A 25736-nucleotide genomic window follows, 5' to 3' on the forward strand; every position below is an offset into this window, starting at 1 on the left:
CGCATCAGTAAGCCCCCTGGCCCTGCAGCACCGCACGCAGCGTCTTCCACAAGATCACTGCGTCCAGGGCGAGCGACCAGTCCTCCACGTACCGCAGGTCGAGCCTGACCGCCTCCTCCCACGGCAGGTCGCTGCGTCCGCTGATCTGCCACAGACCGGTGAGCCCGGGCCTGACCAGCAGCCGCCGCCGGATGTCCGGGCCGTACGCAGCGGACTCCTCCGGCAGCGGAGGCCTCGGACCGACGAGCGACATCGATCCGGTGAGCACGTTGAAAAGCTGCGGGAGCTCGTCGATCGAGTACCGGCGCAGCACTGCTCCCACCCGGGTCACCCGCGGATCCCGGCGAAGCTTGAACAGCAGGCCCGCGCCCTCGTTGCGGTCGGCCAGCGCGGCCCGGGCCCCGTCAGCCCCGGCGACCATGGTGCGGAACTTGAAGATGGTGAACTCGCGGCCGTCCTTGCCGACTCTGCGCTGGCGGTAGACCGCCCCGCCCCGGCTGTCCACCAGTACGAGCAGCGCGACGAGCACCATCAGCGGCGCGAACAGGAGCAGCAGGATCGCCGCGCCCATCCGATCGACGACCCCCTTGATCGCCCGGCGGCCCCCGGTGAAGGTCGGCATGCTGACCCGCAGCAGAGGGATCCCGAGCACCGCGTCGACGTGCAGCCGCGGGCCGGCCACCTCCATCAGCACGGGGGCCACGACCATCTCGGCATCGCTGCCTTCGAGGTTCCAGGCCAATCGCTGCAGCCGGTCCGGTGACCAGTGCGGGTCCGGCGTGACCGCGACGACACGGTAGCCGTCGCGGCAGACGTGGCCCGCGACGTCCGACAGCCGGCCGACGACCGGCACTCCGTCCAGCTGGTCACCGTCGAGCCCGAGACCGTCCGTCGTGCACACCGCGTCCACTCGCCAGCCGAGGTGCGGGAACTTACGGGTTCGGGCGATCAGGTCGCGCACGGTGGCCACGCTCCCGGCAGCGAGCACCGGTCTCAGGCTCCGTCCTTCCTTCCGCTGTTTGTGCAGCGAGAGGCGGAGCACATACCGCTCCGTCATGGTGACGAGCGCGATCGCGGGGATCGCGACGAAGATCCAGAGCTTGATGTTGCGCGAGGTGAGGGCGATCCCGCCGAGCGCCAGCGCGACGGTCGCCATGAACAGCGAGCGTCCGAGCCGGCGGAATTCCTCCGCGCCCTGGCCGAGCACGGCCGGAGCCCACGACCGGCTCACCGCAAGCGCTCCCAGCACAAGGAGCTCGGTGCCGAATGCGAGAATTCCCCACTTCTCGTGCCAGTTGGCCGCGTCCCGGGCCCCGAAAAAGTTGCCGATCGCCGCCACCACCAAGGCGGTGGCCACGGTGTCGGTGGTGATCACGGTACGGCGGTACCGCTGCTCCCAGTCATTGGTCAGCTGGTTGATCGCCCCGTTCGTCAGACGCTCGCGCGCCGACGGAAAAGGGCCGGCTAATTCCCCCTGCCGCACAGAACCCACCCCGGTCCCCAGTCGTTCGACATGGTCGCCCAACACTGTCCCTCCCCCCAGAAGGCCCCCGCCCCGCACAGTCCTTCCCCTCGGGAGGCCCCCGCCCCCCGCACCGCGCTGTTCCTCCCCCCGGGAGGCCCCCGCCCCCCGCGCACGACATCCCCGTTATTTCAGCGCTACTTGAGCAACCCACGCCGGCAACCGCAGAATCGCGTGTCCTGCCAGGCCCTCGATGTGCGTGCGAACCCGTCGAAACCTCGGGTGCTCCCCCCACCCGAAACCCCTCGCAGGCGCCAAGAATTGATCACCCCCACGCCCGGCGCCGGAGGCCCAGTTGCCGGCCGCCCGTAACGCCTGACCTATAGATCATCATTTGTCGCCTGGTGTCCCACCATGTGAAGCACGGTCAATCTAGACCATCGAGGCCCCTCTGGAGAGAGGGATGTGTGGAATTTGTGCTCAAGATTTGAAGCCGGATGCACGGACCGGTGACCACCCGCGGCGCCTTGATGACGAAGACGTGGCTCTGACCTGTGACGACGGTAGTTCTCCGGCTGCCGGCACCGGCAACCCCGAGGCCGACACATCACCGCCTGAGTACTCGGTGAGGCACCAGTCGACGCATCGCCGCCGCAGGAGAGACGACACCCCCGCATGCGCCAGGCCGCAGCTCGCACATCGGGCACTACGCTGCGGCCCATGGAATGTTTCGCCGCCTGGCGCACCCGCCGCTGAGGGCCCGCCTCACCGTCGATCCTTCGGCTGCGAGCGGGCCGACCGATGCCCCTGTTCTGTCCGGGTATCAAGCCCTCAGCCCGAAAGGCGCACTTCCATGTTCATCCGCCCGTTCTCTCGGCGCGACCTGGCGCCACTCACCGAACTGACCATCGAGACGTTCCGGCCGTTCTACGAGGACTCCTTCCGCCCTCTGACGGGCGACGTCATCTTTGCCGTCCAGCACGGCAATTGGCGCGACGACTACCGCGAGCAGGTCGCCGAGCTCCACGCACCCGAACGGCACGCCTACGTCGCCGTCGCCGAGGCCGAGGACGGGATGGCCGGCTACGTGGCGTGGAATGTCGAACCGGTCGGCAGGAAGGGCAGTGTCACGATCCTCGCCGTCGCGGCCAAGCACCGTCGACACCGCGTAGGCACCGCACTGTGCGAGCACGCCTTCGCGGAGATGCGGGCCCTCGGAGCCGAACTGGTCGAGATCGGTACCGGAGGAGACCCCTTCCACGCACCTGCTCGTGCCCTCTACGAGCAGCTCGGGTGCACACCGTTTCCGGCGATGGTCTACTTCCGGCGGCTCTGAATGCCGCGGCGGGGCACAGTGGAGGCATGAACGCGGACAACAGGAACATTCTGGCCCGGGGGCGTGTGGCGACCCGGCTGCCTGCCCAGGACCTGGACCGGGCACGGCGCTTCTACGCCGAGCAGCTCGGTCTCGAGCCCGTCGACGAACGGCCCGGCGGACTGCTGTACCGGTGCGGAGACACCGAGTTCGCCCTGTTCGAGTCGACGGGAGCCGCGCCCGGCACCTTCACCCAGATGGGGTGGCAGGTCGACGACGTCGAGACGATCGTGGCGGAACTCAAGCAACGCGGCGTGATGTTCGAAGAGGTCGACATGCCCGGGTTGCGGACGAAGGACGGGATCGCCGAGATCGACGGCAACTACCCGAGCAAGGACGCACGGGGAGAACGCGCCGCCTGGTTCCGTGACAGCGAGGGAAACCTGCTGGGCATCGGCGAACCGGTCGTCTGATCCGGGCACACCCTGATCCGGACCGGGTCCGGCCCCGGTCCGGGTGACGCACGCGCGGCCGGGGCGGCCGTCGGCCGGCAAGCATCGGCGACACTTGGGGCATGCAGCTTTCCCCGCCCGGCCCTCCCTCCTCGCCCGATGCCGCCGCGCACGGCGGTGGTGCGCCCACGCTGGGGCAGGCCATCGGCGTGGTCGGGCCCGACGTGGTGGAGGTGCTGCGGGCGCCGTGCGGGACGGACGTGCCGGTGAGCGGTGCCGGGGTGTTCGACGAGGGGGAGACCCTGCAGGCACCGGGGCGGATTCTCATCGCGCCCGGCGTCGACACGTCCGCGCCGGGCGCCGCGGGCGTACTGCGCGCGGCGGACCGCGCCGGGGCGGCGGCCGTGGTGCTGCGACGTGGCGCTCAGGGCATCGCGCCGTCGCTCGCCGAGGCGGCCGATGAGGTGTCGACCGCCCTGCTCTCCCGGGCCGCGTGGATCGAGTGGGGCGAGCTGATCGGGCTGCTGCGGGCGGCCATCGCCCGCACCGGTACGGCGGCGCCCGCCGAGGCGTCGGCCGATGTGGCGCTCGGTGATCTGCCGGGGCTCGCCCTGGCGCTTGCCGCGCTGGTGGGCGGAGCGATCACCGTCGAGGACCCCGAGTCGAACGTGCTGGCGTACTCGCCGACCGCCGACACCGCCGACCCGCTGCGCAGGCTGACCATCCTGGGCCGCCGGGTGCCGAGCTGGCGGGTGACCGAACTCGCCGAGAGCGGGTTCCTCACCACCCTGTGGGCGAGCGGCGACGTGGTGCACCGGCCCGCGGACGCGCGCTTTCCCGAACGCCTCGCCGTCGCCGTGCGGGCCGGCGACGAGATCCTCGGGTCGCTGTGGGCGGCCGCCGACGGTGAACCGCTGCCGCCCGGGGCCAGGGAAGCGCTGCGGCAGGCGGCGGCCATCGCCGTACCGCATCTGCTGCACCACCGGCTACGGTCCCGGTCCGCCGCCGGCCGCCGCCGGTACGCGGTGCGGGCCCTGTTCGAGGAGCGCACGCCGGACGTGTCCGCGGCGGCGGCCGTACTCGGGGTCGAGGCCGGACAGCCGTGCACCGTACTCACGGCGGCCGTCGCGGTGCCGATCGCGGCGGACGTTCTGGACCGGGCCTTCCGCCTGGCCTCCCTGCGCGCCGCCGCGCATCACACCCCGGCCTTCGCGCACCGCGACGCCGACCGGCTCGACGTCCTGGTGACCGGTACCGGGGCGGGGGACGGCGTGGACCGGCTGGCACGCGACCTGGCCGGCGTGCTGCGCGGCGCCGGGGTGCGGCCGCTGGTCGCGGTGGGGCCCGCCGTCGGGGGCCTCGGCGACGCCGCCGCCTCCCGTGCGGGGGCCGGCCAGGTGCTGCGGGTACTGCGCGAACGCGGCGGGCCCGAGACGGCCTGCGCCGAGGATGTCCGGTTCGCCATGGACGCGCTGCGGGTGACCGACGCGGTCGCCGAGCACGTGCCTTCGGCCGCGGACGCCGTGGCGGCGCTGCTCGAGCACGACGAGCGGCACGGAACGGACCTGCCGCGCACCGTCGCCGCCCACCTGGTGTTCTTCGGCGACGCGGCAGCCACCGCCCGCTATGTGGGGGTCCACACCAATACGCTGCGGTACCGACTGCGCCGGGCCGGGGAGCTGTGCGGCATCGACCTCACCGATCCCGACGTACGGCTGCTGGTGGAGCTGGGGCTGCGGCGGGCCGGGCTGATCCCGCTGCCCTGAGCGGGTGTGGTGCGGGCACACCACGACCGCCCCCTCCGCATCGTGCGGGCGCACCATGGAGAGGTGGGCGGGGTCCGACGGTTGTGCGCGTCCACGACGGGAGCGGCCCGGACTTCGTGCCGGAGCACGCAGACAGCGCGAGGCCCGGGGCCGCACAGTGAACCGGGGCGGAGCGCACGGGCGACGAGCCGGTGGCACGGACACCGCCCGCGGCCGCCGCAGTCGGCGGCCCGCCCGGCGGACGGTCCCCCGGGCACGTAGCCGGCAGTGCGCAGCGAGAAGGCAGGAACCTCATGACCATGGCCCCGGACTCCGTCCTCCGCAGGGAGGCGGCCGTGCGCGCCGCCGCCGAGCAGGGCCTGGTCGGCGCGCAGGCGCCGGTCCTGGGCCTGCTCGATGTGGACGGGATCCGTGGCGCCGCCCGCGAGCTGCGCGAAGCCTTCGCCTTCGACGGGGTCCCGGTGCAGCACACGTTCGCGGTGAAGGCCGCCTCGCTGGTGCCGGTCCTCGCGCTGCTGAACGAGGAGGGCATCGGCGCGGAGGTGGCCAGCGCGGGTGAGCTGGAACTGGCCCGCGCCGCGGGCGTCCCCGCCGAGCGGATCGTCTTCGACTCCCCGGCCAAGACGATGGACGAGCTGCGCGACGCTCTCGCCCACGGCATCGCGGTCAACGCCGACAACCCGCAGGAGCTGGACCGTGTCGACGCCGTCGTCGCCGGTCTCGGGGCCGGCTGCGCGCCCGTGGGCCTACGGGTCAACCCGCAGGTCGGCAGCGGTTCGATCGGGGCGATGAGCACGGCGACGGCCACGTCCAAGTTCGGTGTGGCGCTGCGCGACGAGGGCGCGGAACAGTGGGTGCTCGACGCGTACCGGCTGCGCCCGTGGATGACCCGGCTGCACACCCACACCGGCTCCCAGGGTGTCGCCCTGGAACTGATGGCCGAAGGGGTGCGGGCCGCGTACGAGCTGGCGGAGAAGATCAACGCGCATGTCGGCGGGCAGCAGATCGACACCCTCGACATCGGCGGCGGCCTGCCGGTGAACTTCGCCTCGGACGAGGTGACCCCCACGTTCGCGCAGTACGCGCGGCTGCTGCGGGAGACCGTGCCCGGCCTGTTCGACGGGCGCTACACGCTCGTCACCGAGTTCGGCCGTTCACTGCTGGCCAAGCAGGGGCTGATCATGGCGTACGTCGAGTACACCAAGACCTCCGGCGGCCGGCGGATCGCCGTCACGCACGCCGGCGCGCAGGTGGCCACGCGCACCGTGTTCGCGCCCGAGTCGTGGCCGCTGCGCGTGGGCGCGTACGACCCCGCCGGGCGGCCCAGGACGACCGAGCCGCTGGTACAGGACGTCGCCGGGCCGTGCTGCTTCGCCGGGGACCTGGTCGCGCGGGAGCGGGAGCTGCCCGAGCTGGCGCCCGGTGATCTGGTCGCGCTGTACGACACCGGGGCCTACTACTTCTCGACCCATTTCCACTACAACAGCCTGCCGCGTCCCGCTGTCCACGGATATGCCGTGTCCGATGCGGGCGCTGTGACGTTCGCTCCGGTCAGGCCCGCGCAGACGGTGGCCGAGGTGGTCGCGGAGTCCGGTGCGGCGCAGGCCGGCTCGCTTCTCGGGCTGACCGCCCGGGCCTCCTCGTAGGACCCCTCCCCACCTGGGTGATGATTGCGGCCCGCTGGCGCACGTGGTTGCCGCGCCGCCCGTCAGAGGGTGTTCAGGGTCCGCCGGGCCTCGGCGACAAAGGCCAGCTTCGCTCGGTCGAGGTCGTCCAGCGCCAGGTGCCGGCGCAGGCCGTCCACGAAGACGGTCGCGGCGTGGGCCACCTCTGCCGGCCCCTCCAACACGACTCCGCCGAGAGCCCGTTGCAGCACGATCTCGTCGTCCGCCTGACCGCGCCCGGTCCGCTCGGTCAGGATCCGGGCCTCAGCGGCTCCGAGGAACTCCGCGTAGACCTGGCGCCGACGGGCGGACCCACGCTGATCGGCCTCTCCCCGCAGCGTGAGCCGCACCGAGTCGAGCAGCGCGTCCGCCTGCCGATCACCCGCATGGCGTGCCGCGGCGGCCTGTTGGATGCCCGCGTTACGGGTGTACCAGCCCGTGACGATGCTGCCGGCGATCGCCGCCCCCGCCGCGACCAGCGCAATGCCCCACTCACCCATCCTGAGATCCTCCCCATGCCCCTTACGCGGGGTACAACTCCTGGCGCATGTGCGTCCCAAGTCACCGTCTGCCCCGGACACCACGAACGGTACGATCGCATCATGTCGCCGGAGGACGCCAACGAACCAGCCCCCACCTGCGGAAACAGCGACTCCCGCCGTCCGCTCCCCACTAGAATCGGAGAATTGCGGGCGACGGGCGACGGGCGACGGGCGACGGGCGACGGTGCTTCTTGCCGCTCGCTCAGCGGTGGCCCTGTACCGCCTTCTCGACGCACTCCCCGCGCTCTCCGGCGACGACCGGATCACACGCCTGTTCACACTGGTGCCGGGTTCCGTATTCGGTGTCGACGTTCTCGCGGCCATCGAGAGTGTCGGCGGCCGGACGGTGCCGTGGGGCGAGGCGTGCAGGCGCTCGTACGATCTGGTCCTCACGGCCAGTCCCAAGGGCGACCTTCATCTGCTGCGCGGGCGGCATGTGCTGCTGCCGCACGGCGCCGGATACAACAAGTGGATCCCTGGCGAGGGTTCGGACTCGGCGACCGGGCTCGACGCCGCGAACCTCCTCCGGCGCAACGACAGTGACGCGCCGATAGCGCTGCACGCGGTGGCTCATCCCGATCAAGTAACTCGGCTCGCCGCATCCGACGAGCGTGCCGCCCAGCAGGCCAAGGTGACCGGCGACCCCACTCTGGAGCGCGTCCTCGCCTCCCGCCCGCTGCGCGAGCAGTACCGGGCAGCACTCCACACGGGCCCACGCAGGCTTCTCGTTCTCGTCTCCACGTGGGGACCCGAGTCGCTCCTGCGGCGGACCCCCGACCTGCCGGCCCAGCTCGCCGCTCAACTCCCGCAGGACGACTACCAGTTGGCGTTGGTGGTGCACCCCAATGAGCGAAGCCTCCTCGGCAGCTACGACCTGACCGAGCGACTCGCACCGGCCCTCGATGCGGGCATGGTGCTCGTATACCCCCACGAAGAGTGGGCCTCCGTTCTCATCGCAGCCGATGCACTGATCACCGATCATGGATCGACGGCTCTGTACTACTGCGCCGCCGAGGACCGGCCCGTCGTCAGCGCCTACCAGGGCGGCTCCGAGCTGATCCCCGGCAGCCCGATGGACTCGCTGCTGCGCCGAATCCCTCGGCTGGGAGCCGTCGAAGCCGTGGAGGACGCGCTCGACGCGTACCGGCCAGGTGTCGGGCGGCAAGCCGCGCAGGCGGCCTTCGCCCACCAAGGCCGCGCGCTGAGCAGGCTGCGGACCGAGCTGTACGCCCTGCTCGGCCTCACTCCCCCGGCCGTGGCCAGTCCGCCGCGGCTCCTGTCCCCTCCCCGTCCCGCCGAACGCACACCCACGGCGTTCGACGTGGACGCCGAGGTCACCATGGAGGGCATCCGCATCGCACGGCGCCCCGCAGGCATCGGCCGTCCCGGTCACCATCTGGCCGTGGAACAGAACACCTCTGGCGACCAACTCACCCGCTCCGCAGGCCTGTTGTACCGACGAGCGCACCCTTCACCGGCCACCCGGGCGGACCTCTCGTGGACGGCCGACGCGTGGGCCAGGCATGCGTTGTCCGCTTACCCCGGGTGCCGTTCGGCCGCCGCGATTCTGCCGTCGGGGGTGTGTCTGTTCCGATTCCGTGGCCATGCCCGTGCATACGCCGTCCAGGTCGAGCCGAGGAACGAGGGCGGCCGGGTCGTCCGCGCCGACCCTGCCACGCTCGCCTCCGCCGTCCACGCCTGGCTCCTCGCCGGTCGCACACAACCGGCCGTGCCGACGCGCCTGACCTGCTGGATCGGCGAGCGAACCTTCGGCCTCCTGCTGCGCCCGGCGACGAGCGGCGAGGGCGCTCAGCCCGTCTAGGGCCCGTCTAGTGCCGGGTTGTCATTCCGGGCGGGATCCGTAGGGAGAGGCACCGTCGTCGTCCAGCCCGTTGCGTCGCCTGATGTCGCGGGCAGCCGCCTCGTGCTCCACGGCCTCGGCTCTGTGTCCCTCCGCATCGGCCAAGGCGGCCATCGCGTCGTGGATGCGTGCCTGGTCGAACCCGGAACGCCGTTGGCGTGCGCCCCTGAGCGACTCCTCGTACAGCGGCCGGGCCTCCGCCGTCCGGCCGAGGCGGCACAGCACGCCGGCGAGCGCGAATCCGGTGCGCCGGGTCATCCTCTCGCGGTGCTGGTCCGCGGCCTCGGCATGGGCTTCGGACAGCAGGCGGTGCGCCGTCTCCAGCTCGCCGAGTGCCGCCTCGGCCTCACCCAGCCGATAGGTCTGGAGCATGGCGCCGTAGGGGTTGGGAATGGCGAGGTGCATGTCGCGGGAGCGGGTGAAGTGAGTGACGGCGGCCCTCCATTCCCCTCGTGCTCCATGGAGCATGCCGCGGAACTCGATCGTCGATGCGGCGAGCTTGCGGTCCCGCTGATCGTCTCCAAGGAGTGCGAGGACGGCTTCGGCGCCGTCGAGTTCGCGTCCCGCCTCGTCATACAGTCCGCTCTCCCACAGGTAACGCGCGAGCTGGCATCGTGTGCGCACCAGCCACGAAGCGGGCCCGCCGCACCGGACCGCGGAGGCCACCGCGAGCCGGAAGGCGCCGACGACGTCGGACTGGTGGGGATGGTCCAGCGCGAACGTCCAGATGGGCTCGGACAGCGCCACGACCTCGGCGTCCCACTCTCGCTCGTGGGCCAGCCGCACGGACGCGAACAGCGCGTGCCGTTCTTCGTACAGCCACTGGGAAGCGCGCTCGGCCCGCTCGGCCTTGACCGCCGGGTCCTCTGCCTCCGCCGGATCCTCGAGAGGAACATCCGGTGCTCCGGCACGGGCATCGAACTCTTCCACGACGGTCAGCCTCCGACCCGCGGCAAACCGGTCGGCCCGCTGCGCCTGCCGTACGAACCAGCGCAGCAGGAGCGTCAGGGACTCCTCCACCTCTCCGTCCCGCGCATCCGTGCGCGACCGACGCAGGGCATGTGCCCGAAGCGGGCCGGGCAGCCGCATGCGGCCGTCCCCGGGGCCCAACGCCGCGCGCAGGTCCAGTAATCCTGCCCTGTCCAACTCCTCGAGCGCGTCCTCGGCCGCGTCGGGTCCCAGCCCCAGCAGTGCCGTCGCCGAGTGCGGCGTGAACGTCGCGCCGGGGTGGTGAGGCAGGAGGCGATAGAGCAGTGCCGCGGGCCGGGACAGGCCGTCGTAAGCGGTGTCCCATACCTGCTCCACGCCGGGGATTCCCTTCTCGTCCAGCTCGCCGCGCAGCTGCGTGACGAGACGGGCCAAGGGCCGCAGCCGATGCGTGCGCACCCACCGCCCGGCCACGTGCAGGGCAGCCGGCATCCCGTCGCACAGCCGCACCAGCGTCCGTACGGCATCGGGGTCGGCGGCGAGCCGGGGGTCCTGAACCACGAGCCCCAGCAGCTCCGTCGCCGCCCACTCCTCCAGTGGCGGCAGCGGCAGGCCTACTGCGGCACCGTCCTCCAGGTCATGGAGCGGGCCGTGGCTGGCGACGATCACGAGACTGCCGCCCGACGCCGGGAGCAGCGGGACGATCTCCGAGGCGTACCGTGCGTTGTCGACGATCAGGATCAGTCTCGCGTCGGCGGTCTTCGACCAGTACTGCTTGCACCGCGCCTTGAACCGCGCCGCCAAGAGGGTCGGATCCGTGCCGAGGGACTCGAGCAGCTGCGCCAGTACGTCGCCGGTGTCCACGATGCCGCTCAGCCGGAAGTCGTCGAGGTCGGCCGACAGGACACCATCCGGGAAACGGTCGCGCAGAACCCGTGCGACCAGGTGGGCCAGCTCCGTCTTGCCCACACCTCCCGGCCCGCTCAGGGCCACGACCAAGGGCCGGGAACGCCCCCGCCACTCCTCCACCGCCCGCACTACGCGCCCACGTTGCTCGTCTCGGTCGACGAAGTGCGCCGGTTCCGGCGGAAGTTCGACCCTCATGTGATGCTTCTCAGCCCCTCTCGTCCCGGTCCAACTGCTCAGGATATGCACGGAAGTCGCACTCTTCCAGGACGACTCCCTCGCCGTCCGGAATGCAGGTGAACTGGTCCATCAGAGGGCGGCCTGACGGGTCCTCACCACACCGGCCGTCCGTTCACCGCCGGCAGTTCGGCGCGCACCAGAGCGGGCTGCTGCGCCCCGAGGGCTGAGCGCCGGCGGCCATGAGCTCTTCGGGGATTGCTCCAGATGGAGCTCTCCTCCGCGCAGATGACGATCTTCCGGCCCCCTCCCTGCCGCGGTTCTGGCCCCCTCCCTGGCGCGGATCGAATTCCCGCGCGACATGGTCGTAACAGCGCACACATTGCCCGAGCTGCGGCGACAATCGACCGGAGAGCCGCCGACGCTCTCGCCCGCACTCGGCCAACTCATGTGGAGCCGCTGATGACCACCGCACGTGACCTCGCGATCGTTGCCCTGGGGGTGACACCCGACCACCCCGTCGAGCAGGGCGAGCTGTCGCTGGCGCTCGCGGGAGCCGAGGTGTTCGACCTCGTCGAAGCCAAGGCCCTGGTCCTGGACGGCGACCGCATCCTGCCCAGCGCTCAGGCACCGACAGGGGACCGCCTGCTGGACGAGGCCACCGGGGCTCTCGTGCGGCAGGAGCCGTACGAGTCGGTCGAGGACTGGCTGTGGCGCCGGGGCCGCGGGCTCTCCTCGGCGTACGTCGACGAGCTGGAGCGGCAGGGGCTGACGGCCCGGCCGCGGGGCCTGCGCAATCCACTGCGGACCGGGCGGACGGAGCCGGTCGACTCGGCGGACCGGCACCAGGCGGAGGAACGCTTGACGTCGGGTGAACCCGTGTTCGCCGCGCTGGCGGCCGCCGCCGGAATCCGGGAGGAGCCGGCCGAGGACGCGCCCGAGCTCTCCGGGGACGCGGTCGCGGCGGTACTGGCCGCCGTCGGGAACGCCGTCCAGGAGCTGCAGGCCGTACGGCAGCGCAGGGCGATCGAGGACGCGGCGTACGACAACGTCTGGCGCGGCTACTGAGGGCGGTCCCTGACCCGGCCCATGGCCTGAGACGGTGTGCTGACGACGGTGGGCCGCGGGCGAGGCACGGCTCCCGGCGACTCAGGCCGCCGTCCTGGTCCTGATGAGCGGCGCGTCCCGCGTCAGCTCCCGGAACCCGACGCCGTCGTACAGCCCGCGCGCCTGGGGATGCCCCGGCGCGCCCAGGCAGGCGACGGCCATGTGAGTGGCCCCGGCCGCCCGCGCCAGCCGCATCCCGTGCAGGAGCATCGCCCTCGCCGGCCCCATGCCCGCTCGTTGAGCTGGGTCCAGGACCCGGTGTCGCCGAGCGAGGCAGGGTCGGTCTCGTCGCCGTGCGCCGCCCATCGTTTCAGGGCGAACTCATCGGCGGCCGACGGCGGCACCGTACGGCGTTTCCTGTGGAGTGTTCGACGGGCCTCGGCTCACCAGCCGCCAGCCGCCAGCCGCCAGCCGGAGATGCCTGCCCCTGCTGATTCGCCGGAGTCCCAGGCCCTCAGAAGTCCAGTACGTGCGGCAGTCCGAGGCGGTAGCGCGTCCGGTCGGTGGCCTTGAGCACGTCGAAGCCGGGCGGCTCGGCGCCGGTGAAGAGGCGGACCTCGTCCGCGCCGTCGGCTCCCGCGGCCGCGAGGACGCCGTTCGCGGCGCGCCGGCCCGTCTCGTTCGCCGTCTCCATGCACGTGAAGTCGGTGTTGCTGTGGGCGCGGACGTGGTCGCCCGCGAGGAAGAGGTTCGGGATCGCGGTGACCGCCTCGGAGCGCAGTTCCCAGGACGAGACGTCGTTGAGGAAGTACTCGTCGTCGTTGGTGAGCCCACCGCCCGCGGCCCGGGCGACCGCCGGGTCGAGGAACCAGGAGTGCACGATGCCGTCGGGCAGGACGACATCGCCGTTGTCCTCCAGACCCGCCTTCATCTGCGCCCAGACTTCCTCGGCGATCTCCTTCGGCGTGCACTGCCGCGCGGGCTTTCCATGGATCCGGCCCGGTGTCTCCCAGTCGGAGATGACGACGGAGAGGGACTCGGCGGCCACCCCGTCGCCCCAGGTACCGGCGAACGGCTCCGACCAGAAGCGGGACTGCGCCACCGGGCACAGCGCCCACGGCGAGTCCATGAGGCTGAGATGGGCGAGCGGTCCGCGGAACCTCTCCTTGAGCCAGAACACGATGCCCTGGCACCAGGCCGTGCGCAGCTTGTCCATCGCCGCGAGCCGCGGATCCGCACGGCGGATGCCGTCGGACCACAACTGCCGTACCCGGTCGACCGGGAGAGCCGCCACGAACCAGTCGGCGTCGATGCGCGCGGGCCCGGCCGCCGTGCGGGCGTGGGCGGCGGTGATGCGACCGTCGGAACCGAGTTCGAGGGACTCGACGAGATGCCCGGTCGCGAACCGGACGCCGAGCGAGGTCAGATGTCGCACCCATGGGTCGATGAAGCGTTCGCTGGTGGGGCCGTCGAGGATCCGGTCGAAAGGGCCGTCGGGGCCCATGCCGAGGATCGCGTAGAGAATCTTGCTGATGCCCTGCCCGCAGGTGCGCGTGCTGGCCGTCTCGGGGCGCAGTGCCTGGATCACCTTCGCCGAGCCGCCCCACATCACCTGGTAGAAGTCGGACTTGCCCGCCGCCTCGATGAACTTCAGCCAGTTCAGGTGCTCCCACTGCCCGAACTGCCGCTCGTCGCAGCTCGTCATGACGATCGCCAGCTTGCGGGCGAGCAACACGACTTCGTGCGGCAGGAGTTGGGGCATGACCCGTAGCAGGCCCTCCAGGACGGCCGGCAGCGTCACGGGGTCGAGGGTGCGTGTGCCGGCCGGCAGGGTGGGCAGGTACAGGTCGCCCTTCCCGTTCTCCCGGTTGAACGCGAAGTACGGCACGGTGGTGAGGTTGTCCCGGACACCGTGTGCCTGCCCCTCGAAGGGGATCCGGCGCATGGTGTCGGGCAGGTTGGTGTAGAAGCCGAAGAAGCCACGGTGGCCGTGTTCCCCGGGCAGATCGCGGCGGCCACCGGAGGCCGTGCCGCTCACCGGCACACTGCGCGCCTTGCCGCCCCACTCGGCCCGCCGGTCGTACACCGTGACGTCGAAGCCGCGCTCGGCGAGTTCGTGGGCGGCGGTGAGGCCGCCGATCCCGCCGCCGAGCACCGCCACTTTCGTACGTGCCCGCTGCGCCGCGGTCGCCCGCGAGGGCCGCAGCCCCAGTGCGCCCGCCGCCGCCATCGATCCGCCCAGGGCCAGTAACTGCCTGCGTCCCGGCATCGTGCTCCCCCGTCCCGTCCGACATTGCTGTCGACGGGACGCTAGGGGCGACTGCTCAAGATCGGAACGAGCGGCCCGCGATATTCGCAGCTTTCACACGTGGTGGGCGCCCTGTGCCGGGACGTTCGGGCTCGTCCCGTCATGCGCCTCACCCACGCTTTCGGCTCTGCCCCAGCCCGGCCGCGAAGTCCGCGAACCACGCCAGCATGTCGGGGCGGGTCACCGCGCCCTCCGCGCTGACATCCGTGACGCGGGCGCCCTGGAGGATGCGCTTGACGGGGACCTCCAGTTTCTTGCCCGTCAGGGTGCGGGGCACGGCCTCGATGGGGACTACGGCGTCGGGGACGTGCCGGGGAGAGAGGCTGTGCCTGATCGCGCCGACGATCTCGTCGCGCAGCGCGTCGTCGAACCGCTCGCCGTCCGCGGGCACCACGAACAGCGGCATGTAGTACTGGCCGTCCGCCATTTCGGCGCCGATGACAAGGCTGTCCGCGATCCGCGGGAGCCGTTCGACGACGGCGTAGAGGTCGGCGGATCCCATGCGCACGCCCATGCGGTTGAGCGTGGAGTCGGAGCGTCCGGCCACGACGACGGACAGGTCGGAGTCCAGGGTGACCCAGTCGCCGTGCCGCCACACGCCGGGATAGACGTCGAAGTAGCTGCTCCTGTAGCGCTCGTGGCCGGGGTCGTCGACGAAGTGGAGCGGCATCGACGGCAGGGGTGCCGTGACCACGAGTTCGCCCTGCTCCCCCACGAGCGGCTGCCCGGTGGCGTCCCAGGAGGCGAGGGCGACGCCCAGGGAGGGGCCGGAAAGCCGGCCCGTGCGTACCGGCAGCAGTGGGGAGCCTCCGGCGAGAACCGAGCAGATGTCGGTGCCGCCGCAGATCGACTGGAGCCGGGCGTCGGGGGCGAGCCGGTCGTGGACCCAGTGCCAGGTGCTGTCGGGCATCGCCGACCCCGTCTGCAGGATCGTCCGCAGCGCGCCGAGGTCCGTGTCGGCGGCCGGGTGGGCGCCCGCCTTCTCCGCCGCGATCAGGTAGGCGGCACCGACGCCGACCGTCGTGGCGCGGGTGCGTTCGGCGATCCGCCAGAGACCGTTGATGTCGGGGTGGGTGGGGCTGCCGTCGTAGAGGACGAGCGTGCTGCCGTGCAGGAGGCCCGCGACCATGAAGTTCCACACCATCCAGCTGGTGGAGGTGTGGAAGAGGTAGCGGTCGTCGGCGCGCAGGTCCGCGCCGAGCCCGAGTGCCTTGAGCAGTTCGACGACGATGCCGCCGTGGCCGTGAACGATTCCCTTCGGGACGCCGGTGGTGCCCGAAGACCAGAGGATCCACAGCGGATGGTCGAACGCTACGTCGGAGTACGTGAGTTGGGCTTCGCGGTCGGCCAGGTCGGACCAGTTGTGCTGCGTCACGTCCGCCCGCCGTGACCATGCCGGTCCACCGGCGGACGCGCGCAGGGGGCCGACGGCAACGAGGTCGCGGACCGTGGGCAGGCCGTCCAGGATCTCGGCGATGTGCGGGCGCCGGTCGTATTCCTTGCCGCCGTGGACGTAGCCGTCCGCGGCCATCAGGACCTTCGGGCGGGCCTGGCGCAGCCGCGCGAGGACACTGGGCGTGCCGAATTCCGGAGAGCACACCGTCCAGGTCGCGCCGACGGCGGCGGTGGCCAGGAGCGCGACCACGGCCTGTGGGATGTTCGGCAGGTACCCGGCCACGCAGTCACCGGGGCGGACCCCCATCTCGCGCAGGGCCGCGGCCGTGCCGGCCACTTCCCTGGTGAGCCGGTCCCAGGAGATCTCCACGGGGTCGCCGGTCTCGGACACGGCGATGAGCGCGGGGCGTTCGTCGGTGGCGTGGGCGAGGCACTGCTGCGCGAAGTTGAGGCGTGCTCCGGTGAACCAGGTCGCGCCGGGCATCCTCGCATCGGCGAGCACCTCGTCGTAGTCGCTGACCGTGTCCAGGCCGTAGAACTCCCACACCGCCGACCAGAAGCCGGGCAGGTCGTCGGTGCTCCACCGCCACAGCTCGGCGTAGTCGGTGAACGACAGCCCGCGCTCCTGCGCCAACCAGGCCAGGAACTCCGTGATGTTGGAGTTCCGGGCGCTCACGCCGACACCTTCGGGTCCGGTGCCGTACGGCAGCCGAAGGCCTGGAGGAATTCCAGGGCGCGGGGCCACTCGCCGTACCCGGAGGCGGGGTTGAGGTGTCCCACCGGGCCGAGATCCACCAGACGGCTGCCCCACGCGTCGGCCAGTGCGGCGATCCGGTCGAAGCGGGCCAAGGGGTCGTTCGTGCTCGCCGCGACCACGCTGGGGAACGGCAGCGTGGCGCCAGGCGTCGGCAGCCAGCCGTTGTCACGCAGGGTCTGCGGTGCGGGGTGGCCGTCCGGCAGCGGGGTGTCGAAGTCGGGCGGCGTCGCGAGGAGGGCGCCGTGCACCGGGCGGGTGTGCCGGGCCGCCCAGTGCACGGTGGTGTGCACGCCGGCGCTGTGCGCGACGAGCACGACCGGCCCCTCGATGCCGGACACCACGTCGTTCAGAGCGGTGACCTGCGCGTCGCGGCTCAGCCTGAGGTCCGTCAGGGGCGGCACGGTCACGGAACCGGCCAGGCCGGCTGCGAGGACCGTCTGCCAGTGGTCGGGGACGTGGTCGCGCAGGCCGGGCACGAGCACGACCGTGGGCGCGGGAGCGGGGTTCATGTGGGGATCTCCGTCTTTTCGAGGGCGGGAGCCGGGGCCGGGGCCGATGCCGAGACGAGGCCCTTGTCGTAGTGGCGTCTGCCGAGGGCGAACGCCAGGCCCGCCACGATGGCGACGAGCGGGACGAGGCGGAGTGCGCCGTCCAGACCCAGGCGGTCGGCGAGCATGCCGGTCACCGCGGGGCCGGGTGCCAGGCCCAGCAGGCTGTTGGCGAGGGTGAGCGTCGCCATGGCCGTCGCCGCGACGGCGGCCGGGGTCAGGCTCGCCACCATGGCGGCGGCGGGTCCCGCTGTTGCGTTGCACAGCAGCGTCCCGGCGCCGATGACGAGGAGTTGCGCTACGCCGGACGGAAGTTGGAACCCGCCGGCGAGCAGGACCAGCGAGCCGAAGCTGCACACGAGGGCGACGGTCCACTTGAGGTGGGGGTTGCTGCGGCCGAGACGGTCGCTGACGATGCCGCCGCCGATCATGCCGATCCCGGTGATCAGCGCGAATCCTCCGGCGGCGAGTCCGGCCCTGCCGGGCGGCAAGCCGTAGTAGCGGTCGAGGAAGCTGGGCATCCAGGCCAGCAGTGCCATCGCGATGAACATCTGCAGGCCGCTGCCGACGTAGGCGCACAGCACGGACACTGACGAGAACAGCCGGGGCAGCAAGGTCCGTACCGGGCCTCCCGTATCCGGTGCGGGGCCGGTGGTGCCGTGGCCGGACGGCGCCAGTCTCCGCTCCGTCACGACGACGGCGTAGACCGCGGCCAGGACCAGCCCGAACAGGCCCATGACGGCGAACGTCCAGCGCCAGCCCAGGTCTTGGGCCACCACACCGCCGATCGACACACCGAGTACGGAGCCGAAGGCGCCGCCCGCGATGAAGGCGCCCGACAGCGTGGCCCGCAGGCCCACCGGGAAGACGCTCAGCATCACCGCGATGCCCACACTCCCGTACGCCGCCTCGCCGACGCCCACCATGAAGCGGCCGAAGAACATCTGGCCGTAGCTCGCGGAGACGGCACAGCCCAGGGTGGCCAGGCTCCACACCACCGCCGCGAGGACCAGGCTCCTGACCCGGCCCCAGCGGTCCGCGAGCAGCGACAGCGGAAAGGTCAACAGGCCGACCATGAGGGCGACGATGCCGCTCAGCGACCCCAACTGGGTGTCGGAGAGCAGCCATTCGGCCTTCAGGAGCGGGAACACCGCGTTCAGTACCTGCCGCGACATGTAGTCGGACAGCAACAGCCCGAAACTGAGGGCGAACACCAGCCACGCGTAGCGACGGGACATCGGCTCAGCAGGGCCTGTCACCGGCGATGCCGGCGCGCTCCATCTTGCGGACGGCGGGCCAGTAGTCCTGGACCGCGTAGTGCTGCGTGGAGCGGTTGTCCCAGAGGGCGACGCTGTTCGGGGTCCAGCGCCAGCGGACCTGGTACTCGGGGACGGCCGCCTGGCTCGTGAGGTAGTTGAGCAGGTGGCTCGCGCCGGGCGCGTGGTCCTGGCCGAACCGCACGTTCTCGGGGGTGTGGTAGTTGACGAAGTGGGTGGTGAAGGAGTTGACGAAGAGGATCTTCTCTCCGGTCTCGGGGCGGGTGCGCACGACCGGGTGCTCGGCGTCCGGGTAGCGGGCCTTGAGCTGGTGGCGCTGTTCCGTCGGCATGACCGCGCCGAAGCTGGCCTCGATGCTGTGCCGGGCGCGCAGTCCGTCGATCTGGGCGCGGATGTGCTCGGGGAGCCTGCGGTACGCCTCGGCCATGTTCACCCAGATCGTGTCGCCGCCGACCTCGGGCGTCTCGACGCAGCGGAGCAGGGCGCCCATGGGCGGACGGTCGCGCCAGGTCGCGTCGCAGTGCAGGGCGTTCTCGTAGTGCTCGGGCTTGCTGTCCAGGTCCTTGTAGATGCGGACGAGGCCCGGGTGGTCGGGGTCGCTGCCGAGGACCGGGTGGTCCTCCAGCGGCCCGAGCCGGGAGGCGAACGCGACGTGTTCCTCGCGGCTCATGTCCTGGTCGCGCAGGAACAACACCTTGTGGCGGAGCAGGAGTTCCTTGATCTTGGCGAAGAGCGCGTCGTCATGGACGGCGTCGCCGAGCTGGACGCCGTGCAGTTCGGCGCCGATGGTGCAGGTCAGCGGTTCGACCTGGATCCGGGTGCGGGCAGCGGTCCGGGGCATGGGCGTTCTCCAGGGGGTACGGGGGACGGGTGGCTCAGGGGACGAGGACGGACGAGCCCGTGGTGCGGCCCGCTTCCAGCGTGCGGTGCGCGGTCACGGCGTCGTCGAGGGCGAAGCGCTGGCCGACCCGGATCCCGATGCGGCCGGCGGCGACATGGCCGAACAGCTCCCCGGCGAGGTCGTCCCGCTCGGCCGGGTCGGCGATGTAGTCGGCAAGGGCCGGCCGGGTCACGAACAGGGAGCCGTGCTGGACGAGTTTCATCGCGTCCAGCGGCGGCACTCCGGACGAGGTGCCGAAACAGACAAGCAGGCCGCGGCGGCGCAGCGAGGCCATGGACCCGGCGACCGTGTCCTTGCCGACGCTGTCGAGGACGAGCGGGACACCGGCCCCGTCGGTCAGTTCCCGCACGCGCTCAGCGACGTTCTCCTGCCGGTACAGGATGGTGTGGTCGCAGCCGTGGGCGCGGGCGAGTACGGCCTTCTCCTCGGTGGACACGGTACCGATGACGGTGAGGCCGAGCAGCTTCGCCCACTGGCAGACGATCAGCCCCACGCCGCCCGCGGCGGCGTGCAGCAGGATCGTGTCCCCGGGCTTCAGGGGATGGATACGGCGCAGCAGGTACGAGGCGGTGAGGCCGCGCATGGTCATGGCGGCCGCGGTCTCGCAGTCGATGCCGTCGGGGAGCCGGATCAGGGAACCGGCGGGCATGACCCGCTCGGAGCTGTACGCGCCGAGCGGGCTGCCGGTGTACGTGACGCGGTCGCCCTCGCCGACGTGAGTGACACCCTGGCCGACGGCCTCGACGACACCGGCGGCCTCGACGCCGATTCCCGCGGGCAGCGGCGCCGGGTACAGGCCGGTGCGGAAATAGGTGTCGGCGAAGTTGAGGCCTACGGCCTCGTGCCGGACCCGGACCTCGCCGGGGCCGGGGGCGCCGACGGTGACCTGTTCGCGGCGCAGGACCTCGGGGCCGCCGGTCTCGTGGAAGCGGATGGCGTATGCCACGGGATGCTCTCTTCGTTCTGCTTGTTCGGCGTGTGCGGCGGTGTGTGCGGCTTGCTGGGCTTGTGCGGCGTGTGCTGCTTGCTCGCCTTGCTCGGCTTGTCTGGCTGCCGTCAGCGGGCGGATCCGCCGAGCATGAAGCCGCGCTGGCCCGGACGCCGGTTGGGCACCATGCCGAGCGCGGCCAGGGTCTCGTCGGTGCCGGCGTAGTACTCGCCGATGTGGTAGATCTCCCTGGCCTCCGCGCCGTTCGCGATGTCGCGGCCGAGCGTGTCGGCGATGCTGACCATCTGCTCGACCTGCTGCACCGAGCTCATGGGCTCGCCCTTACGGGCCCACAGGTTGTCCTCGTTGCCCACGCGGACGTGGACGCCGAGGGCGATGGCGATGGCGTTCATGGGGGCGACGGCGCGCATCGAGGACTCGATGGTGAGGACGGCGCCGTCGGGAACACGGCGGACGAACTCGATGAGGTCGGCCGGGTGGCGCCCGGAGAACCCACCGCCGATGGCCACGTAGTTGAGGACGAGGGGGCCGGTGTACACACCGCTGCGGATGAGACGCTCGACGGTCTCCAGCTGGGCCAGGGTGGCGAGCTGGAAGTGCGGCTGGATGTCATTCGCGCGCAGACGCTTGAGGTGTTCGAGGTAGAAGTCGGGGCCCGCCTCGACGACCATGTCCCGGTACGCCGCGTAGTAATCGGGCTTGGCGATGGAGGTCCCGGCGAGGTCGTCGTCAGACATGATCTCGACGATGTTCATCTGGCTGGTGTTGATGGCGATCGTCACCTGGTCGGGCCGCGGGTCGAGTTCGGCCAGCAGGTGGCGGGTGTCGTAGCTGAGCCACTTCGCCTCGGAGCCCTCGTCCTCGGGGGCGAACGAGATGGAACCGCCGATCTGCAGGACCATGTCCGGGACGGCCTCGCGCAGCCGGCCGATGAGTTCGTTGAACATCGACATGCGCTTGGAGCCGTGGCCGTCAAGCTCACGTACGTGAATGTGGAGCACGGTGGCACCGGCGTTGTAGCAGTCCACGGCGGCCTGGACGTGCTCGTCCATGGTGAGGGGCAGGTCGTCGGCGTCACCGGGGAGCCACTCGGGGCCGTAGGGGGCCGCCTGGATCACCAGCTTCTGCTGGTTCTCGTGCAGCAGGGAGTCGTCGAGGAAGTGCATGGTCATCTCCTGGTACGTGGACGCGCCGGGCGGCAGGCCCTTCGTGGGCACACCGGCCCAACTGACAGCTGGCGCAAGGGCGTTGAGCTGTCGAGCCGTGGTGGCCCTTTCCGTACGGCCACGTTAAGAGCGGGTTACGCGCGGCGCTTCACCACAGGTGACAGGAGACTTGCCGGTTGGGGACACGGCCGGTGGCCGGGTGGGAAAACGGCCGGTGGCCGGGTGGGGACAGGGCCGGTGGTCAGTCCTGGACAGGGCCGGTGGCGGCCCGGTGAGCGCGCCATTCGCGTGCGCTGCTGCCGAACTGGTCACGGAACCAACGGGAGAAGGCACTGGGCGCGGAGAAGCCGAGGAGCCCGGCGATCTCGGTGAGGGAACGGCTCGGGTTCGCCACGAGCTGCTGGGCAAGACGCGTGCGTGTGGCGTTGACGATCGAGGAGAAGGTCTCGTCCGACGCGGCGAGATGCCGGTGGACGGTCCTGCGGTCGACGCCGAGGCTGCCGGCGACCTGTTCGATGGAGCAGCGCCCCGTCGGCAGCAGTACCTCGATCAGCTCGCGCACCCGGTCGAGCTCGGTGGTGTCCTCGGAGACCGCGATGGAGTCGAAGTACTGCCGGGCGTAGCCGCGCAGCAAGGGGTCCGACATCGCGTTGGGGGTGTCGAGTTCAGCCGCGTAGAAAACGACGCCGTTGAATTCCCGGTCGAATTCCACGACGGGCCCGAAGAATCGCCGGTGTGCGGAGAGGTCGAGGGGTGCGCCGTGGGAGAAGCACACGGACAGCGGCTGCCATCGGGCGCCGAGGAACACCCGGAGGAATCCGTGGACCACGCCGACGGCCAGTTCGACGGACTGCCGGGCCTCGCGCGCCTCGCCGTCGAGGCTCACCTTCACCGTGGCGAGACCGTTCGCCTCCGTGAGCCTGCTGCGCAGCATCTCGTTGTACATGCGCTCGTGGCGCACCAGGAGCCGCAGGGCGCTGCGCGCGTCGGGTTCCTCGCGCAGGACGAGGCTGATCGGGCCGAGATTGGAGAAACGGCGCCGCTCCGCCAGGAGCAGGCCGAAGTCATCGCGCCGCGCCGCTGCCGCCGACAGTTCGAGCAGCTCGGCGACGGCCGCGCCGGGGATCCAGCGGTCTTGAATCGTGAGTCCGACGGGGTCGAGGCCCACGCGCTTCATGAGGGCACGGGGGTCGATGCCGAGGGACTGGCTGACCTCGATGTAGCGGCTCAGTGCCGCGTTGCGGACCAGCGGTTTCATCGGCGCGCTCCAGGGCTGTGTCCCAGATTGATAAGTCATTCGTCCCGTGACGTCAAGCGACTCCCGGGGTCGTGACTTAGCGTGGCAGCACCGCGAAGCACGCACGGAATTCCGATGGACGACACCTTGGCAAAGTATCGCCGCCTTGAAAAGGGGTCGATATCTCGGCGATAGAGGCCGTGAAAGAGCCGGTGAATCCATGTCTCGGCACCTGCCTCTCACGGAATTCCCCGACGGAGAAAGGATGAATGTGGTGCGTGGGCAATCCCCAGAACTTCCCCGCCGCCCCTGCACCGGTCCGGCCGTGTGGCGGGGACGGGATCTCGCAGCCTCCCGCGCCTGGGCGCTGCACCTGTCACCGGCCGGGCTCGACGAGCTGGACGCGGCCGTGCGGACGGTGCGCGCCCGGGGCACGCCTCTGTTGAAGGTGACGGCCGGCGACTTCCCGCTGCCGACCCTGGCGGGCGAGCTGCGGAGTGTGGCCGACGAGCTGGAGAACGGCCGGGGCTTCGTGCTGGTCAGAGGCATCCCGGTGGAGCGGTACAGCGAGGAGGCGGCCGGTGTCCTCCTGTGGGGTGTGGGTCAGCACCTCGGCATCCCCGTGTCGCAGGACGCGACCGGTCACATGCTCAGGCATCTGCGGGACGCGCCCGACGCACGGGCCGCGCTGTCGCCGCGCACCGAACCGGCCGACGCGCTCGCACTGCTGTGCCTGCGGGCGGGCGGCGGCTCCAGCGGGCGTACGACACTCGCCGGCTCGGCGGCGGTGCACAATGCCGTGCTGGCTCGCCGGCCCGAGCTCCTGGACGGCCTGAGCCGTACACACTTCCTCGACCGCCGCGGAGAACAGCTCCCGGGCCAACTCCCCTGGCAGGCCGTGCCGCTCGCCCACCGGGACGGGGAGAGGCTCAGCCTGCGCTACGACCGCGACCGTCTGGAGTCGGCGCAGCGGTTTCCCGAGGTGCCGCGCCTGAGTCCGGCCGATCGGGAGCTTTTCGACCTGATGGACGAGGCGGCGTCATCGCCAAAGCTGCGCCTCGACATCGACCTCGCCCCCGGCGACCTGCTGCTCCTCAACAATCACGCGGTCCTGCACACCTGCGCACCGCACGACGAGGACAGGCCGCAGCGCGAACGGCCTCGGCATCTGCTGCAGTTGTGGCTGACGCCTCATCAATCACGCGTCCTGCCAGTGGAGTTCTGGGGTGATGAGATCTCCGGGCCCGGTGGGCGCGGTGGGGTCACGCCTCGCGATGTGATCACCCCGCGCACCCCGCGCACCCCGCACACCCCGACGAAAGGTAGGCAGCCACATGTCCGACCTCTGCGCACTCCTGGCGCGTTCGGCCCGGTCCCACGCTGACCGGACCGCCGTCCGTCAGCGCAGCAGCGTCCTCACGTACGGCGAGCTCGACGACTTGACCGCCCGGTTCGCGTCCCTGCTGCGGGCCAGGGGCGTGCGCGCGGGCGACCGGGTGGCGATGGTCCTGCCCAACGTCGTGCACTTTCCCGTCGTGTACTACGGCATCCTGCGCGCGGGCGGCGTCGTGGTCCCGATGAATCCGCTGCTGAAGGCGGACGAGATGGCGTTCGTGCTGCAGGACTGTGCCGCCCGGTTCGTGGTGGCCGCGCCTTCCGCCTCCGGCGAGGCCGTGCCGGCGGCGGCGGCGGCCGGCGCGGAGTGCCTGGTCGCGGACCCGGTGACCCTCGACGCGCAACTGCGCCTCGCCGTGCCGTGGACCGAAGCGGCCGTGAACGCCGACGACGCCACCGCGGTGATCCTCTACACCTCCGGCACGACGGGGACGCCCAAGGGTGCCGAGCTGACGCACCGCAATCTGGTGAGCAACGCGCTGACGGCGACCCGGACGCTGCTGTGCGTCGGGCCGGACGACGTCCTGTTCGGCGGGCTCCCGCTGTTCCACGCCTTCGGGCAGACCTGCGCCCTGAACACCGCGGTCGCTGCGGGCGCCTGTCTGACCCTCCTGCCTCGCTTCGACGCGGCGGCGGCACTGGAGACCATGCGCCGCGACGAGGTGACGGTCTTCCTGGGCGTGCCCACGATGTACACCGCGCTGCTCCAGACCGGCATCGGGCCGGCCCTGCCGCGGCTGCGTCTTGCGGTCTCGGGCGGCGCCTCGCTGCCCGTCGAACTGCTGCACGCCGCCGAGCGAGAGCTGGGGGTCACGGTGCTGGAGGGCTACGGCCTGTCGGAGACATCGCCGGTGGCCTGCTTCAACCCGCCGGACCGGCCCCGTAAGCCGGGTTCCATCGGTCTTCCCGTGCGAGGGGTCGAGTTGCGGCTCGTCGGGGATGACGGCCGGATGGTCGGCCCCGGTGCGGTCGGCGAGCTGGTGATCCGGGGTGAGAACGTGATGAAGGGGTACTGGAACCGGCCGGACGCCACGGCGGGGGCGTTCCAGGAGGGCTGGTTCCACAGCGGCGATCTCGCCCGCGTCGACGAGGACGGCTACTACTTCATCGTCGACCGCAAGAAGGACCTCGTCATTCGCGGCGGTTACAACGTCTATCCGCGCGAGATCGAGGAGGTCCTGTACCGGCACCCGGATGTCGCGGAGGCGGCGGTGATCGGTGTGCCCGATCCGGCGCGCGGCGAGGAGGTGGCCGCCGTGGTGGTGCTCCGGCCCGGCGCAGGCACCACGACGGACGAACTGCGCGACTACGTACGGCAGCGGGTGGCGGCCTACAAGTACCCGCGGATCGTGAGATTCGTCGACGCGCTGCCCAAGGGGGCGACCGGCAAGATCCTCAAGCGGGACATCGTGCTCGCCCCGCCGGCACCTTCGGGAGCCTGATCCGGCGACGCACCCGAATCCGGCCGGAACCGCCCTCCGCGCGACACGCCATCCCTCAAATGGGTAACCAACCCCGCACGGGTGATGCGGAAAGTAGATGAAGGCACCACCGCCGGAGGCCACCTGCCGCGTTCCCCGCGTTCGAACTTTCGAGCGACAAATCGCCCCCTCAACACCGTTACGAGTCACAGATCGCCCCCGTTCTCCGAGCATCTGTCCGATCGTCGGCGTAGGAGGTCACA

At 71.3% G+C, this 25736-nt stretch carries 20 protein-coding genes; 8 read left to right on the forward strand and 12 right to left on the reverse strand.

Features of this window, described 5'->3' with window-relative positions; all coding sequences use genetic code 11:
• Positions 1-4: 4 nt before the first annotated feature.
• Positions 5-1483, reverse strand: coding sequence for a sugar transferase (locus tag ACWIGU_RS16290; protein WP_454401611.1), 1479 nt, complete (start codon positions 1481-1483; stop codon positions 5-7).
• 832 nt (positions 1484-2315) lie between these two features.
• Here ACWIGU_RS16290 and ACWIGU_RS16295 point away from each other — a divergent pair.
• The 4 genes from ACWIGU_RS16295 to ACWIGU_RS16310 all read left to right on the forward strand — a co-directional run bounded on the left by ACWIGU_RS16295 (position 2316) and on the right by ACWIGU_RS16310 (position 6641).
• Positions 2316-2798: a GNAT family N-acetyltransferase gene (locus ACWIGU_RS16295; RefSeq protein WP_454401352.1), complete on the forward strand. Its 483-nt coding sequence runs from the start codon at positions 2316-2318 to the stop codon at positions 2796-2798.
• A 26-nt stretch (positions 2799-2824) separates the two neighbouring features.
• Entirely contained in the window at positions 2825-3250 is a 426-nt protein-coding gene (locus tag ACWIGU_RS16300; RefSeq protein ID WP_454401354.1) for a VOC family protein, read from the forward strand.
• A 101-nt stretch (positions 3251-3351) separates the two neighbouring features.
• Entirely contained in the window at positions 3352-4995 is a 1644-nt protein-coding gene (locus ACWIGU_RS16305) for a PucR family transcriptional regulator (protein WP_454401356.1), read from the forward strand.
• Positions 4996-5294: 299 nt separating this feature from the next.
• Positions 5295-6641, forward strand: coding sequence for a diaminopimelate decarboxylase (locus tag ACWIGU_RS16310; RefSeq protein WP_454401613.1), 1347 nt, complete (start codon positions 5295-5297; stop codon positions 6639-6641).
• Positions 6642-6703: 62 nt separating this feature from the next.
• Here the strand turns inward: ACWIGU_RS16310 and ACWIGU_RS16315 are convergent, their stop codons facing one another.
• Complete coding sequence (locus tag ACWIGU_RS16315) at positions 6704-7159, reverse strand: hypothetical protein (RefSeq protein WP_454401358.1); 456 nt, start codon at positions 7157-7159, stop codon at positions 6704-6706.
• A 226-nt stretch (positions 7160-7385) separates the two neighbouring features.
• Here ACWIGU_RS16315 and ACWIGU_RS16320 point away from each other — a divergent pair, with 226 nt between their 5' ends.
• A complete protein-coding gene (locus tag ACWIGU_RS16320; protein WP_454401360.1) occupies positions 7386-9023 on the forward strand; it encodes a translation initiation factor 2 in 1638 nt (545 codons plus the stop codon).
• Between the two features lie 21 nt (positions 9024-9044).
• Here ACWIGU_RS16320 and ACWIGU_RS16325 read toward each other — a convergent pair whose 3' ends face one another.
• Positions 9045-11093, reverse strand: a complete 2049-nt coding sequence (locus tag ACWIGU_RS16325; RefSeq protein ID WP_454401362.1) for a hypothetical protein — start codon at positions 11091-11093, stop codon at positions 9045-9047.
• A gap of 441 nt (positions 11094-11534) precedes the next feature.
• Here ACWIGU_RS16325 and ACWIGU_RS16330 point away from each other — a divergent pair, with 441 nt between their 5' ends.
• Positions 11535-12140 (forward strand): GOLPH3/VPS74 family protein, encoded by a 606-nt coding sequence (locus ACWIGU_RS16330; RefSeq protein WP_454401364.1) that lies wholly within the window; start codon positions 11535-11537, stop codon positions 12138-12140.
• Between the two features lie 81 nt (positions 12141-12221).
• Here the strand turns inward: ACWIGU_RS16330 and ACWIGU_RS16335 are convergent, their stop codons facing one another.
• The 9 genes from ACWIGU_RS16335 to ACWIGU_RS16375 all read right to left on the reverse strand — a co-directional run bounded on the left by ACWIGU_RS16335 (position 12222) and on the right by ACWIGU_RS16375 (position 22678).
• Positions 12222-12407, reverse strand: coding sequence for a hypothetical protein (locus ACWIGU_RS16335; RefSeq protein ID WP_454401366.1), 186 nt, complete (start codon positions 12405-12407; stop codon positions 12222-12224).
• 226 nt (positions 12408-12633) lie between these two features.
• Entirely contained in the window at positions 12634-14388 is a 1755-nt protein-coding gene (locus tag ACWIGU_RS16340; protein WP_454401368.1) for a hydroxysqualene dehydroxylase, read from the reverse strand.
• Between the two features lie 148 nt (positions 14389-14536).
• Positions 14537-16498 (reverse strand): acetoacetate--CoA ligase, encoded by a 1962-nt coding sequence (locus ACWIGU_RS16345; protein ID WP_454401370.1) that lies wholly within the window; start codon positions 16496-16498, stop codon positions 14537-14539.
• A complete protein-coding gene (locus ACWIGU_RS16350; RefSeq protein WP_454401372.1) occupies positions 16495-17088 on the reverse strand; it encodes an RBBP9/YdeN family alpha/beta hydrolase in 594 nt (197 codons plus the stop codon). The genes ACWIGU_RS16345 and ACWIGU_RS16350 overlap by 4 nt, the downstream gene beginning before the upstream one ends.
• A complete protein-coding gene (locus ACWIGU_RS16355) occupies positions 17085-18365 on the reverse strand; it encodes an MFS transporter (protein ID WP_454401374.1) in 1281 nt (426 codons plus the stop codon). The genes ACWIGU_RS16350 and ACWIGU_RS16355 overlap by 4 nt, the downstream gene beginning before the upstream one ends.
• A gap of 4 nt (positions 18366-18369) precedes the next feature.
• Positions 18370-19245 carry a TauD/TfdA dioxygenase family protein gene (locus tag ACWIGU_RS16360; protein ID WP_454401376.1) on the reverse strand — a complete coding sequence of 292 codons (876 nt, stop codon included), beginning with the start codon at positions 19243-19245 and terminating at the stop codon, positions 18370-18372.
• Positions 19246-19279: 34 nt separating this feature from the next.
• Positions 19280-20251 carry a quinone oxidoreductase family protein gene (locus tag ACWIGU_RS16365; RefSeq protein ID WP_454401378.1) on the reverse strand — a complete coding sequence of 324 codons (972 nt, stop codon included), beginning with the start codon at positions 20249-20251 and terminating at the stop codon, positions 19280-19282.
• Between the two features lie 110 nt (positions 20252-20361).
• Complete coding sequence (locus ACWIGU_RS16370; protein ID WP_454401380.1) at positions 20362-21471, reverse strand: 3-keto-5-aminohexanoate cleavage protein; 1110 nt, start codon at positions 21469-21471, stop codon at positions 20362-20364.
• Positions 21472-21661: 190 nt separating this feature from the next.
• Complete coding sequence (locus ACWIGU_RS16375) at positions 21662-22678, reverse strand: AraC family transcriptional regulator (protein WP_454401382.1); 1017 nt, start codon at positions 22676-22678, stop codon at positions 21662-21664.
• Between the two features lie 253 nt (positions 22679-22931).
• On the opposite strand from ACWIGU_RS16375, the gene ACWIGU_RS16380 reads away from it, so the two are divergent.
• Positions 22932-24041 (forward strand): TauD/TfdA family dioxygenase, encoded by a 1110-nt coding sequence (locus tag ACWIGU_RS16380; protein WP_454401384.1) that lies wholly within the window; start codon positions 22932-22934, stop codon positions 24039-24041.
• Entirely contained in the window at positions 23992-25494 is a 1503-nt protein-coding gene (locus ACWIGU_RS16385) for a long-chain-fatty-acid--CoA ligase (RefSeq protein WP_454401386.1), read from the forward strand. Before ACWIGU_RS16380 ends, ACWIGU_RS16385 begins: the two co-directional genes overlap by 50 nt.
• The last annotated feature ends 242 nt before the right edge of the window (positions 25495-25736 follow it).

This window comes from Streptomyces sp. NPDC055400 (genome assembly GCF_053644375.1).